At 61.0% G+C, this 12,813-nt stretch carries 9 protein-coding genes; 5 read left to right on the top strand and 4 right to left on the bottom strand.

The genetic code is table 11. The annotated features are described in order from the left end of the window. Nucleotides 1–107: 107 nt before the first annotated feature. Nucleotides 108–3,650 (top strand): DNA polymerase III subunit alpha, encoded by a 3,543-nt coding sequence (gene dnaE / locus ACZ5ZH_RS05105; RefSeq protein ID WP_464772376.1) that lies wholly within the window; start codon nucleotides 108–110, stop codon nucleotides 3,648–3,650. On the opposite strand, the gene ACZ5ZH_RS05100 is transcribed toward dnaE, so the two are convergent. The 4 genes from ACZ5ZH_RS05100 to ACZ5ZH_RS05085 are packed head-to-tail and all read right to left on the bottom strand — an operon-like array spanning nucleotide 3,651 to nucleotide 7,785. Next, nucleotides 3,651–4,718: a PA0069 family radical SAM protein gene (locus ACZ5ZH_RS05100; protein WP_464772375.1), complete on the bottom strand. Its 1,068-nt coding sequence runs from the start codon at nucleotides 4,716–4,718 to the stop codon at nucleotides 3,651–3,653. 45 nt (nucleotides 4,719–4,763) lie between these two features. After that, nucleotides 4,764–5,291 (bottom strand): molybdenum cofactor biosynthesis protein B, encoded by a 528-nt coding sequence (gene moaB / locus ACZ5ZH_RS05095; RefSeq protein WP_464772374.1) that lies wholly within the window; start codon nucleotides 5,289–5,291, stop codon nucleotides 4,764–4,766. After that, entirely contained in the window at nucleotides 5,291–7,078 is a 1,788-nt protein-coding gene (locus ACZ5ZH_RS05090; protein WP_464772373.1) for a lytic transglycosylase domain-containing protein, read from the bottom strand. Before ACZ5ZH_RS05090 ends, moaB begins: the two co-directional genes overlap by 1 nt. Then, nucleotides 7,075–7,785 carry a uracil-DNA glycosylase family protein gene (locus tag ACZ5ZH_RS05085; protein ID WP_464772601.1) on the bottom strand — a complete coding sequence of 237 codons (711 nt, stop codon included), beginning with the start codon at nucleotides 7,783–7,785 and terminating at the stop codon, nucleotides 7,075–7,077. The genes ACZ5ZH_RS05090 and ACZ5ZH_RS05085 overlap by 4 nt, the downstream gene beginning before the upstream one ends. Nucleotides 7,786–7,923: 138 nt before the next feature. Here ACZ5ZH_RS05085 and ACZ5ZH_RS05080 point away from each other — a divergent pair, with 138 nt between their 5' ends. From ACZ5ZH_RS05080 to ACZ5ZH_RS05065, 4 genes are read left to right on the top strand one after another with little or no spacing between them, the layout of a single operon-like run. Further along, a complete protein-coding gene (locus tag ACZ5ZH_RS05080) occupies nucleotides 7,924–9,576 on the top strand; it encodes an electron transfer flavoprotein-ubiquinone oxidoreductase (RefSeq protein WP_464772372.1) in 1,653 nt (550 codons plus the stop codon). A 16-nt stretch (nucleotides 9,577–9,592) separates the two neighbouring features. Continuing rightward, nucleotides 9,593–11,224 (top strand): tetratricopeptide repeat protein, encoded by a 1,632-nt coding sequence (locus ACZ5ZH_RS05075; protein WP_464772371.1) that lies wholly within the window; start codon nucleotides 9,593–9,595, stop codon nucleotides 11,222–11,224. After that, a complete protein-coding gene (locus ACZ5ZH_RS05070; RefSeq protein ID WP_464772370.1) occupies nucleotides 11,211–12,080 on the top strand; it encodes a 4-(cytidine 5'-diphospho)-2-C-methyl-D-erythritol kinase in 870 nt (289 codons plus the stop codon). Before ACZ5ZH_RS05075 ends, ACZ5ZH_RS05070 begins: the two co-directional genes overlap by 14 nt. Then, nucleotides 12,077–12,793 (top strand): N-formylglutamate amidohydrolase, encoded by a 717-nt coding sequence (locus tag ACZ5ZH_RS05065; RefSeq protein WP_464772369.1) that lies wholly within the window; start codon nucleotides 12,077–12,079, stop codon nucleotides 12,791–12,793. The genes ACZ5ZH_RS05070 and ACZ5ZH_RS05065 overlap by 4 nt, the downstream gene beginning before the upstream one ends. Nucleotides 12,794–12,813: the final 20 nt, after the last annotated feature.

The raw sequence follows: 12,813 nt of genomic DNA, 5'->3' as shown, positions 1-12,813 counted from the left end.
TTGCGCCACATTGGCGCAGCTTGCGAGCAGACGGACGCCGCCGTTTATCCACAGCATTTCTCAAGAAGGACTGGCGCCCGAGGTGGTAGCGGCGCTATCAATGCCGAATGCCTCATGCCGGTTTTGTACCCCTTCGCATTTTTTCCTCTTTCACCATGTTGGAAGGCGCGATCGAGCCGAAGAAGATCGCGAAGCAAGCGCGAACGCTGGGCTTTCCGGCAGCAGCGATCACTGACCGCAATGGCCTTTATGGGTCGATGGCTTTTTCAGATGCCTGCAAGGGCGAGGGCGTTCAGCCGATAATCGGAGCCATGCTGGGCATATTGCGGCCGGGGCGCCCTGCCAATGCCGCTGCCGTGCATGATTGGCTGGCGCTTTATGCCCAGGATGAGGCGGGATATGATAATCTTTGCGCGCTGGTTTCGATGGCTCACCTCGACCGTCCGGTCGAAGAAGTCCCCCACGTTACCCTGGATGCGCTGGTCGGCAGGACGGAAGGGCTTATCGCTCTGACCGCTGGAGCGGAGGGAGCGCTTGCTCGATTGTTCGCGGAGGACCAGCCCGACGCTGCGTTTGCCTATGCTGACCGGCTTCAGACCCTCTTTCCGGATCGCTTATATGTCGAAATTTGCCGGAGGCTCGATCCTGTCGAGGGCAGGGCGGAAGCTGAATTGCTTGAACTTGCCTATTCGCGTGATCTGCCGCTGATCGCTACCAATCCGACCTGCTTTGCTGAGCCTCACTTTCACGAGGCGCATGATGTGATGCTCTGCATCGCCGACGGGGCCTATGTTGAAACTCCCGACCGGCGGACGAGTTCGCCTGACGCCTGGATGAAACCGGCCGCAGAGATGAAGCGGCTGTTCGAGGATTTGCCGGAGGCGTTAGCCAACACGCTTGTAGTCGCCCAACGCTGCGCGGTCGCTGCACCAAAACGCAAGCCTATCCTGCCGAGTCTCGCTGGCGACATCGAAGGCGAAGCGCAGATGTTGCGGGAGCAGGCAACGGCAGGACTGGAGTGGCGGCTGGAAAAGGCGGGGATTGAGGGAGATGAGGCCCGCCAGCCCTATTTCGACCGGCTGAAATTCGAAACCGACATCATCATTCAGATGGGTTTCCCCGGCTACTTCCTGATCGTTGCCGACTTCATCAAATGGGCGAAGGAACAGGATATTCCCGTGGGTCCGGGCCGCGGTTCGGGCGCTGGCTCGGTGGTTGCCTGGGCGCTCACCATTACCGATCTTGATCCCCTGCAACTGGGGTTGCTGTTCGAACGATTCCTCAACCCCGAACGCGTTTCCATGCCGGACTTCGACATCGATTTCTGCGAAACGCGACGCGGTGAAGTGATCCGCTATGTTCAGCAGAAATATGGCTCCGACCATGTGGCGCAGATCATCACCTTCGGTAAGTTGAAGGCGCGCGCGGTGCTGAAGGATACCGGACGCGTTCTGCAGATGAGCTATGGCCATGTCGATCGGCTCGCCAAGCTGGTGCCCAATCATCCGACTGATCCCTGGACGCTGGAACGGTCCTTGAACGGCGTGGCTGAGTTCAAGGCCGAATATGACAATGACAATCAGGTCAAAAGGCTGATCGACTATGCGATGAAGCTGGAGGGCTTTCCCCGGCATAGTTCGACCCATGCTGCAGGCGTCGTGATCGGCGATCGGCCCTTGTCACAGCTCGTGCCTCTCTATCGCGATCCGCGGTCGGACATGCCGGTGACCCAGTTCGACATGAAATATGTCGAAGGCGCGGGATTGGTAAAGTTCGACTTCCTGGGTCTCAAAACGCTGTCTGTTCTGCAAAAGGCGGTCCAGCTGCTGGCCGGGCGCGGCGTCGAGATCGATTTGAGCATCCTCAGTTGGGACGATCCGGCAGTCTATGACCTTCTTCAGCGGGGCGACACGGTCGGCGTGTTCCAGCTGGAATCGGAAGGCATGCGCAAGACGCTGGCCGCCGTTCGGCCCACTAATTTCGGCGACATCATTGCGCTCGTTTCGCTCTATCGGCCCGGTCCGATGGACAATATTCCTATGTTCGGGCGCCGTAAAAATGGCCAGGAAGATATTGAATATCCTCATATTCTCCTGAAGCCTATCCTCGAAGAGACATACGGCATCTTCGTTTATCAGGAACAGGTGATGCAGGCCGCCCAGATCTTGGCGGGCTATTCCCTGGGGGACGCTGACCTTCTTCGTCGCGCCATGGGCAAGAAGATCAAGGCGGAAATGGATGCTCAGCGCGCGCGGTTCGTGGAAGGTTGCGCCGGGAGCGAAATTCCGGCCGCCAAAGCCAATGAGCTGTTCGATTTGATCGACAAGTTCGCGGGCTATGGCTTCAACAAGTCCCATGCTGCCGCCTACGCGCTGCTTGCCTATCAGACGGCGTGGTTGAAAGCGCATTATCCAGCGGAATTCTATGCCGCCTCGATGGCGTTCGATATCCATCTCACGGATAAGCTGACCATCTTTGTCGATGACATGCGGCGCATGGGCCTCAGCTGCCTTGCGCCCGACATCAATCGCAGCCTTGCCGACTTCTCCGTTGAACCGATCCAGCATGAGGGTGAGGATGCGCGCCTTGGTTTCGCGGTGCGCTATGCCTTGGGGGGGCTAAAGGGCGTCGGCGAAAAGGCGATGGAGCAGCTGGTTGCCGAGCGGGATGCGGGTGGGTCGTTCAAGTCCCTCGATGACTTTGCAGACCGGATAGAGCCGCGATTATTGAACCGCCGCCAGCTTGAAAGTCTCGCAGCATCAGGCGCGTTCGACGAAATTCATCCTGACCGGGCTGGAGTGCATGCAGCGGCGGATACTATCCTGAGCGTTGCCGCCAGTGCTGCTGAAGCGCGCGAAAGCGGGCAGGGCGGCTTGTTTGGCGACGTTGAGACGCCGCATGCAGACGTCCGAATTCCGCCCCATCAGACCTGGTCTACTGCGGACAGGATGGCGCAGGAAAAGGAAGCCTTTGGCTTCTACTTCTCGGCGCACCCTGTTGATCGCTATCGCCATTTGGCTGAGGCGCGTGGCGCTAGGAGCTACGGAGCGATCTGCTCCGAGCAGGTGGCGGAGGGCGGGCGCGCCAATGCGGTCATGGCCGCGATGGTGGAAGAGGTGCGCTGGCGCGAAACGCGACGCGGTGCGCGATATGCGGCAGCGACCTTCTCCGACAGCAGCGGACAATTCCAGGCGAGTTGCTTCGATGAAGATGCATGCAAAGCTATCGAGGTTATGGCGCGGGACGGTGATTGCGCCCTGTTGATGGTAGAGCTGGATCGTATGCCGGGCGAGGAAACACCTCGCGTGACGATCAGAGGCGTGGAGCAGTTTAACCAACTCGCCAGCGCATCGCGGATGGAATTGGTCGTGGATGTGCAGGATGCATCAGCTGTCAACGCGTTGGCGGAACTGCTGCTACGCAACAGGGGCGGGCGCAGCGAAGTTTTCCTGCGTACCCCACTGGCGGGCGGAAAGGCTGCGCGGATGTTCGTTGGGGATGATTTCCTGATCGGGGCGGATCAGGTGGACGCGATCGCGCTCATTCCGGGCTTGTCCATCCAAAGATTCGAACGGATGGAGCCGAAAGCGGATGGGTATCGGGCACGGACACGGCGCTCTGGCTTCAGGCTGGTCGCGGCAACGGCCTGATCAAAAGAGTTGAAGCTGCGGACCTGCAGGCGGACGGAACAAGTCGGTCCTGAGCATCAGCCTCTCGCCTGAAAAGCCGACGCGTTTTCGCGCTTTGATGAAACGGGTGCGTATCAGGTCGGCCCAAACCCCCTGTCCTCGCATTCTGGTCCCGAAATCAGGATCATTGTCGCGGCCTCCCCTAATTTCACGAATGATTCCCATGACCTTCGCGGCTCGGTCTGGGTAATGTTCCTGAAGCCAGGCGCGGAATAGGGGCGCCACTTCGAAGGGGAGCCGCACCGGGATGAAGGTAGCGTCGCGAGCTCCGGCGGCGGCGATCGTCTCGACTATGGCCTCTATCTCATGGTCCGTGATGGCGGGGATTATGGGAGAGACGCTGGCGACGACCGGCACGCCTGCTTGCGCCAGCTGACGGATAGCCTCAACCCGCCGAAGTGGATGGGCCGCGCGAGGTTCCAGAGTACGCGCGACTTTTGGATCAAGGGTCGTTACGGAGATCATCACGGCGACGAGCCGGTCGCGCGCCATCTCCTTCAGAAGATCAAGGTCGCGAAGAACCCGGTCGGACTTTGTCGTGATGAAGACTGGGTGGCGGCATTCAGCCAATATCTCAATAGACTGCCGAGTGATCTTCCAATCCCGTTCGATCGGTTGATAGGGATCGGTGTTGGTCCCCATGGCGATAGGGGAGACGCTGTAGGAGGGCTTGGACAGTTCGGCGCGGAGCAGGGCGGGCGCATCCGGCTTGGCGAAGAGGCGCGTTTCGAAATCCAGGCCGGGTGACAGATCGTGATAGGCGTGGGTTGGCCGGGCGAAACAGTAAATGCATCCATGCTCGCAGCCTCGATAAGCGTTGATCGATTGGCTAAAGGAGAGATCAGGCGACTTGTTGCGGCTGATGATAGTCCGGGGATGTTCGACGGTGACCTGTGTGCGACGGCGCGGTACGGGGCCATCTATGGCATCAAGCGTATCGAGCCAGTCGCCGTCAGCGATCTGTTCCGCGATATTGAAGCGGTGACTAGCGACATTCAACGTCGCGCCTCGACCCTTTTCAGCGACCATGCTCCATTAGAACATAATAGGAACATTGTGGCAAGGGCCAGTGCGTCAGCGCTCCATCAAGCGGGGCATCAGTTCGACGAAATTGCAGGGGCGATAACGGCTGTCGAGTTGGGTGGAGAGAATGCCGTCCCAAGCATCCTTCACCGCGCCGGTAGAACCTGGCAGTGCGAAGATATAAGTCCCGCGCGAGACGCAGGCGGTGGCTCGCGACTGTATCGTCGAGGTTCCGATTGTCTGGTAGCTGAGCCAGCGGAACAGTTCGCCGAAGCCAGGTATTTCCTTGTCCTGGACCTGGGCGATCGCTTCCGGGGTCACATCGCGACCGGTGACGCCCGTGCCTCCCGTAGAGATGATGCAATCAATTTGTGGATCGTCAATCCAGCTGTGCAGGCGCGCAACGATGGCAGATCGATCGTCTTTTTCGATATAGCGCGCAGCCAATATGTGGCCCGCAGCCTTTATCCGCTCGACCAAGGTGTCGCCGGATCGATCGTCTGCAAGGCCTCTGCTGTCGGACACCGTCAGGACCGCAATTCGCACCGGCAGAAATGGCCGGTCCTCATCGATCGGCATTAGTCAGAGCCGCCCGCGATGCTGGGTGCGGACAGATTGCTGTTCTGGCTCAGCCTGACCATGCGCGTCCCCTTGGCGGTGGGGAAGGTGGGCCACATGCCCTGCGCCATGCCGGTGAGGCAATCAGCGCTGCCCTTCGCCTGGATTTGGTACATCCAGTAGTTGCGCATGACGATGTTCACATAAGCGCGGGTTTCATAATAGGGCAGCGACTCCATGAACAGGAGAGGGTCGCCATTGTCCTTGACCTCGCTGTTCCACCGTTCGACGGGCAGGGGGCCTGCATTATAGGCGGCCATGACCTTGGGCAGCAGCCCGCCGGTGGCGCTCATGTTGCGGAGATTTTCCAGGTAACGCTGGCCATATTCCATGTTGGTCGATGGCACGAAGAGTTGGGCAGGGGAGGAAAGGCCCATGTCGCTGCCGGTGCCAGGCAGGACCTGCATCAGGCCGCGGGCACCTGCACTGCTGACGACGTCGCTACGGAACCCTGATTCCTGAAGTGTGTGGGCATAGATCAATGCGGGATCGACGCGCCATCCCCCATCCGGACGCCAGTCGGGCGTCGGGAAGCGGGCGAAGCTGCCAGGCTGTTTACCCGCCGGACCATTGTGCGCGAGCCAAAGCTGGGTGGCGGGAAGGCTGAGAGCGTTGGCCAGTTTCAGCAGCGCGTCATATTGGGCCGCGCCGCCCAGCCGCGCCTGGTGGCGGATGAACTGGTCGGCTTTCGCGATCTGCCCGATGGACGCAAGAGCAATGGCCGCGCGGACATTCGGGCTGTCCTTGAGCTGTTGCCAATCGGCTGCGCCAAAGTGGGGCGCCATTTTGGCGCCGCCAACCGGTATGCCCAGCGTCTCGCGGGCAAGCAAGCCATAGAAGGTTTCATCGGATCGAGCTGCCGTCTTCAGAAGGCTTTCGACCTTTTCGGCCTGACCGCAGACCATATAGGCGCGGGAAGCCCAATAGGCGCCTGCTGCCCGCATGTCGGCATTTCCAGCGAGAGCCGCAACATTGGCGAACGCAGGCGCGGCTGTGGCACAGTCATGCTGGCGCCAAGATGCGAGACCCAGCGTCCAATGTGCTTGCACCGTCCAGTCGCTGCTCGAACGGGTTTCGAGCGCTCGGTTGGCCATGCGGCGTGCGTCGGCGTCGTTATTCTCGATATAATAGGACCAGGCGACACGCTGGCGCACCTCCGTCACACCTTCAGGAGTAAGGCCGATTTCCCCGGACGCCAGCAGCGTTTCCGCTCCGATAGGATCGTCATTCTTAATGAAAGGCGTGATCTGGCCAACCAGCGCCTGGGCCAGCAGGTCGGTCTTCGTCGTGGCGACATATTCGCGGCGGGGGGCCGATCCCAGCCATACCATCTTCTGGATTTGCGGGAGGGTAGGCAGGATCGTCGCGCCGCGCTTCTGCGCGAGCCGCGAAAGTTGATCCGCGTTGGGAAGCCAAGCTGCCTTGTTCACCAGGTCGAGCACATCGAACAGCTCGACGCGTGGAGAGTCCTTCGCCACATAGAGGTCGGAGAGGGCAACGAAACGCATCGGATCCTGCTGATCCAACGCCAGGATCATGGCTTTTGCGTCAGCCCAACTCTGACTCGTCAGTGCGGCGTATATGGCGGAGTAACGCCCCTTGTCGGCGTCATTGATGGACAAGGCGGAGTTGAAGTCGGACCTGAATGCTGCGGCCGACGGCGCGTTATCCGCTTTTGCGGGCATGGCCGCGGCGGCACTCATGGCGGCCAGAGCCAGACAGGACGATCGGGTGAGCGCGCGAATCACTGATGCATATCCTCGACCAGGCGTTGCAATGTTCGCCAACATTCCGCTTTCGCCGCGGGCTGCCCGAGCAGGAGCCGCGGGTGGAAAGTGGCTAAAGCAGGCACAATGCCGCCATCATGGTTAAAAAAGTGTAAACTTTCCATCCCCTGCTTGTCTTGTACGGGAAGGAATGTGCGGATCGTCCGGTCGCCCAGAAGCAGGAGCTTGCCGGGAGCGGCGAGGGAAACATGGGTGCGCATGCGATCGGCCGCAGCATTCAGATCCGCCGCCTCCACCATGCCGCCGGGTGGGCGCGCGCAAAAGAGGGAAGCGATGTAGACCGTCTCACGCGACAAGCCGATGGCAGAGAGCATGGCATCGAACAAGCGTCCGGCGCGATCGGCAAGCAATGTGCCTGCGTCCATGTCTGCCGGATCGGGCATGTCCGTGATTATCATCAGCGGAGATCCAGCTTGTCCCTGCGGCAATATGGGCGTTCCGGCCCAGCGGCGCTCGGGTTGTCCCGCATCCTCAGCGAGCCAGGTCGTGAAATCCTGAAGCGATCCGGGCTTCTTCACTGTGGTGGGAGAGGAGGTGGACGATGGCGGGGTGGCAACTGGCGTTGGACGCAGCCAATTCACCGGCGTTTCCGTCGTCGCGCCATCAACGCCCGCCATTTCCCACCATGCCAGATAGGCGCTGGCAGCATCGGCCAAGTCTTCCGTCATTCCCCGCATCGTTCTTCTAGGGCCAGAGGTTGACGCCGGGGTCAAGAATCTTCATCGGCAACCAGTGGTAAATCGTTTGAGTAATGCGGCGGCCGGACAGGAGAGGGAAACTATCCGGCCCGTCTCGATGGAGGGATTATGAGCGAACGGGAATCGATGCCCTATGACATCGTCATCGTCGGCGGGGGACCGGCGGGGCTGTCCGCGGCGATCAGGCTGAAGCAGCTGGCCAATGACGCCGGTCAGGAACTGGCGGTGTGCGTTCTGGAAAAAGGGTCCGAGATCGGCGCCCATATTCTGTCGGGCGCGGTGATCGATCCCAAGGCGCTGGATGAATTGCTGCCGGACTGGCGCGACATGGGCTGTTCGCTTGCCGAGGTTCCCGTGCGCGATAACCAGCACTGGTTCCTGACCAAGCGCGGCAAATTGCCCGTGCCCCACATCGCCACGCCGCGATGGATGCACAACAAGGGGACCTATACCGGGTCGCTGGGCAATCTGTGCCGCTGGCTTGCCGAGCAGGCTGAGGGCCTGGGTGTCGAAATATTCCCCGGCTTCGCCGCCGCCGAAATTCTCTACAATGAAGATGGCAGCGTAAAAGGCGTTGCCACCGGCGACATGGGTATCGACCGGGAAGGCAATCGCAAGGGCGATTATCAGCCGGGGCTGGAACTGCACGCCAAATATACCTTCTTCGCGGAAGGCGCGCGCGGCCACCTGACCAAGATCCTCAAGCGCCAGTTCGAACTGGACAAGGATTGTGAACCGCAGGTCTATGGCCTGGGCATGAAGGAATTGTGGGATATCGATCCCGCCAAGCACAAGCCGGGCCTGGTCATCCACACGCAGGCTTGGCCACTAACAGATGCCTATGGCGGCGGCTTCCTCTATCATCAGGCAAACGGGCAGGTTGCGATCGGCTTCGTGGTTGGCCTCGGATACCGTAACCCCTACCTCTATCCCTTCGAGGAGTTCCAGCGCTGGAAACAGCATCCGGCGATCCGCCAGTATCTGGAAGGCGGGCGCCGCGTGTCCTACGGCGCGCGCGTGATCAATGAAGGTGGCTGGCAGTCGGTGCCGAAACTGGTGTTCCCTGGCGGTGCGCTGATTGGCTGCTCGGCAGGCTTCGTCAACGTACCGCGCATCAAGGGCACGCATACGGCGATGAAGTCCGGTATGCTGGCGGCCGAGGCGGCGTTTGAGGCGATTCAGAACGAGCGCTCGCGCGATGTCCTGCACGACTATGATGATCGCCTGCGGTCGAGCTGGATCGCGGACGAATTGAAGCTGGTCAAGAATGCCGAGCCGCTGCTGGCCAAGTTCGGCAATACGATCGGCACGTTGCTGGCGGGTGTCGATATGTGGATGCGCACGCTCAAGATCGGCCTGCCTTTCACGATGAAGCACAAGCCGGACAATGAAAAGATCTGGCCCAAGGAGATCGGGCACAAGATCGACTATCCCAAGCCCGATGGGGTAATCAGCTTTGACCGGCTGTCCTCTGTGTTTCTGTCGAACACCAATCATGAGGAGGACCAGCCGGTTCACCTCCAGTTGAAGGACCCGTCCATCCCCATCGCCTACAACCTCCCCATGTATGACGAACCGGCGCAGCGCTATTGCCCGGCGGGGGTCTACGAGGTGGTTGGGCAGGATGAGGGCAATCCCCGATTCCAGATCAACGCCCAGAACTGTGTCCACTGCAAGACGTGTGACATCAAGGACCCGACGCAGAACATCAACTGGGTCGTGCCCGAAGGCGGCGGGGGGCCGAACTATCCCAACATGTAGGCGCCTGCTCTCTGCGATGTTGCTGCCGATGCTGCTGGCTTTCCCTGCTGGCGCATCGGTGGATCGGTCGAGCGCGCTGCATGCTTATGCGCGGGGCAGGTTGGCCGACAGTGATGGAGCGGCGCGCATTGCGCTTAATAGCTATCGCGATGCGCTGGCCGGGGATTCGGACAGTGTGGAGGTGGCACGGCGTTCCTACCTGCATGCTTTGATGAGCGGCGACATGGCTCTGGCCATGCGATCGGCAAGGCTGCTCGACGCCAAAGGCCTGATGCCGAGGGACGGGACGCTCCTGTTCCTTGGCGAAGCTTTGACCCGCAAGGATTGGAAGGCGGCCGGTCAGATCACGGATCGGGTCGCGGCTGAAGGCAATTTCGGCTTTCTGGCGCCGATAATCCGCAGCTGGATTGCGGTGGGCGAAGACCGGGTTGCGCCGCCCGAGATCGACCCTGCGGATCGTTATGCCTCCCTCGCGCGCCGATACATTGATGAGCATCTCGCGCTCCAGGCGCTTGGCCGTGGAGACGTTGCGGGCGCTAGGCTGGCGATCAATCGCGCGCTCGGGCTGCGCACGGTCGAACTCGCCGAAATGCGGCTGACCTTCGCGGCGCAGCTTGCGGCTCGGGGCGCAAGAACGGAGGCGATGGCTTTGCTTCCTGATGGGCGGGCCGACTATGCTCTGGCGCGGAAGGATATCGCGCGCAAACGCGGAGTCGGGGAAGCAGGGCGAGCGCTGACGCCAGCGCAGGGGTTTGCCCGGCTGCTTGTGCGTTTGGCTGCCGACATTTCATCTGATGAGAGCACGCGTATGCTGGCGATCAGGCTGGCTCGCATCGCCAGCTTCGCCAATCCCGGCGGCGCTGATGGCAGGCTGGCCCTGGCGCAATTGCTGACCGAGGCCGGGCGCGGGGACCAGGCTGTGTCTGAATTGAACCAGGTCGCGCCAAAGGGTTGGTTTGGGTCGCTTCGGCAAGCGGCGATGGTCAACGCACTCGCGGCGTCTGATGATAGCAGGGCAGCAATATCGCTCGCCCGCTCCCTGGCTAACGCATCGGGTGCGGATGTGGATCATATGGTGAAGCTGGGGCAGTTGCTGGCGCAAGCAAAGGATTTCACCGGGGCTGCTGACGCTTTCCGGATGGCCGAAGGGCGCTACGGCGCGGACAATGTGCCTTGGGCTCTCTTGCTGATGCAGGGCAGTGCGCTTGAGCAGGCGGGCCGCTGGGACGAAGCGCGTGCAGCCCTGGAGCGCGCTGCGAAGATCGCGCCCAATGAACCGGCGGTGCTGAACTATTTGGGCTATGCTCAGGTCGAGCGGCGACAGAATGTTCCGGCTGCGCTTGAACTTTTGAAGAAGGCGAGCGCCCTGAAACCAGACGACCCGTCCATAACGGACTCTCTTGGATGGGCGCATTTCGTGACCGGAGATGTGGAAACGGCTGTGCCTGTGCTGGAGCGTGCGGCGGAAGGTGCTCCGGCTGATGTGACCATCAACGAACATCTCGGCGACGCGTTATGGGCCGCCGGACGCCGCTATGAAGCGCGCTACGCCTGGCGGGCTGCGGCTGTCTTCGCGGAAGGAGAAGTGGCGGCGCGACTTCATGCGAAGGCGAAAACCGGGATGACGCCAGAATATGTCGCGCCCTGAAGCTGCAATGTTGTTGGAAACCGCCTTCGCAAAGGTGAATCTCGCCCTGCACGTGCGAGATCGGCGGCCGGATGGCTATCATGCGCTGGAAAGCCTGTTTGTGTTTGCGAAGGACGGAGACCTCCTCAGCGGAAGTCTAGGCCATGGGGAGGAAATCAGCCTGACGCCGGATGGGCCGTTCGGCAAGGCATTGGGCTCCGACACCGATAATCTCGTCATGAGAGCCGCCCGGGCGCTGCAGGACTATTTGGGTGAAGCGCGCGGCGCTGCGTTGAAGCTGACGAAAAACCTTCCGGTAGCATCGGGCATTGGCGGCGGCTCCGCCGATGCGGCGGCGACGTTGCGACTGCTGAACCGGTTGTGGGACGCACGACTTCCCGGCGCTGAACTGGAGCGCATCGGCCTGTCCCTGGGTTCGGACGTGCCAGCCTGCGTCAGCAGCGTTACGCAGATGGTGCGCGGCCGGGGCGAAGTGCTCGAGGCCCTGGATGTCAAAGGCTTGGAGGGGACGGCGATGCTCCTGGTCAATCCAGGTGTCGGCGTCTCCACGGCCGATGTCTTCAGTCGATGGGACCGGCTAGATCGAGGCCCCTTAACCGCTGCGACCCTCGACGATGTGATCGCAAGTGCGCGCAATGACCTGGAACCGGCGGCGATCGCCGTAGCGCCTGTCATTGCCGACGTGCTTTCCCTGCTACGGGAGCAAGTGGGTGTCAGGCTGGCTCGGATGTCGGGGTCTGGCGCAACCTGCTTTGCGTTGTTCGATGATCCGGGCGAGCGAGCAGTGGCTGCGCGGGCAATATCAGCGATGCAACCCGGCTGGTGGGTAATGGAAACGGAGATCGGCGGAGCGTGAGCGAGGCATTTACACAGGTGGAAGGCGGCCCCCTCGACCTGCTCATCATCGCGGATCATGCGTCGGCTCATGTGCCTGCCGACATCGATTTGGGTATCGATCCTGCCCTGCTGAGCAACCATATCGCCATAGACATCGGAGCGGCCGAGGTCAGCCGGTTACTCGCGGAGCAGTTGGAATGTACCGCCATATTGGGTGGCGTTTCCAGGCTTGTGATCGACCTTAATCGCGAGGATGATGCGTCGGGCCTACTGCCCGTGATGAGCGATGGTCATGTCATTCCGGGCAATCGCCATGCGGACCTTTCCGACCGGATGATCCGCTTTCATCATCCTTATCATCATCAAATCGGCCGACTGCTCGACGAAATGACGTCGCCCTTCATCCTCTCAGTGCACAGCTTTACCCCGCAGTTGGCAAGTGACCCCGCGGCAGAACGGCCATGGGATATCGGCGTGCTTTACAATGAAGATGACCGTGCGGCCCGCATCGCCATTCCGATGCTGGAGGAGGCTGGCCTGATGGTCGGCGATCAGCTGCCCTATTCGGGGCGGTTGCTGAACGCGACCATGAACCGTCATGCCGAAGCCAATGGCATACCTTATCTCGGCATCGAGATGCGGCAGGATCTGGTGAGCGACGGCAACGGGCAAAGCCGCTTCGCCAGCATAATTGGCCCCATCGTGCTACAATGCCGCAATAGCCTTGCGTGACTCGTCCCTTTTTGGAAAGG

The sequence above is a fragment of the Sphingobium sp. TomMM7A genome, assembly GCF_055397305.1.
The sequence above is the reverse complement of the archived record's forward strand: the minus strand, read 5'-3'. Positions and strand labels throughout refer to the sequence as shown.

Bases quoted from the DNA above. Each gene is read 5' to 3' on its own strand.
- dnaE (WP_464772376.1), top strand. From the start codon at position 108: ATGCCTCATGCCGGTTTTGTACCCCTTCGCATTTTTTCCTCTTTCACC.
- ACZ5ZH_RS05100 (WP_464772375.1), bottom strand. From the start codon at position 4,718: ATGGTCGCTGAAAAGGGTCGAGGCGCGACGTTGAATGTCGCTAGTCAC.
- moaB (WP_464772374.1), bottom strand. From the start codon at position 5,291: ATGCCGATCGATGAGGACCGGCCATTTCTGCCGGTGCGAATTGCGGTC.
- ACZ5ZH_RS05085 (WP_464772601.1), bottom strand. From the start codon at position 7,785: ATGACGGAAGACTTGGCCGATGCTGCCAGCGCCTATCTGGCATGGTGG.
- ACZ5ZH_RS05080 (WP_464772372.1), top strand. From the start codon at position 7,924: ATGAGCGAACGGGAATCGATGCCCTATGACATCGTCATCGTCGGCGGG.
- ACZ5ZH_RS05075 (WP_464772371.1), top strand. From the start codon at position 9,593: ATGTTGCTGCCGATGCTGCTGGCTTTCCCTGCTGGCGCATCGGTGGAT.
- ACZ5ZH_RS05070 (WP_464772370.1), top strand. From the start codon at position 11,211: ATGTCGCGCCCTGAAGCTGCAATGTTGTTGGAAACCGCCTTCGCAAAG.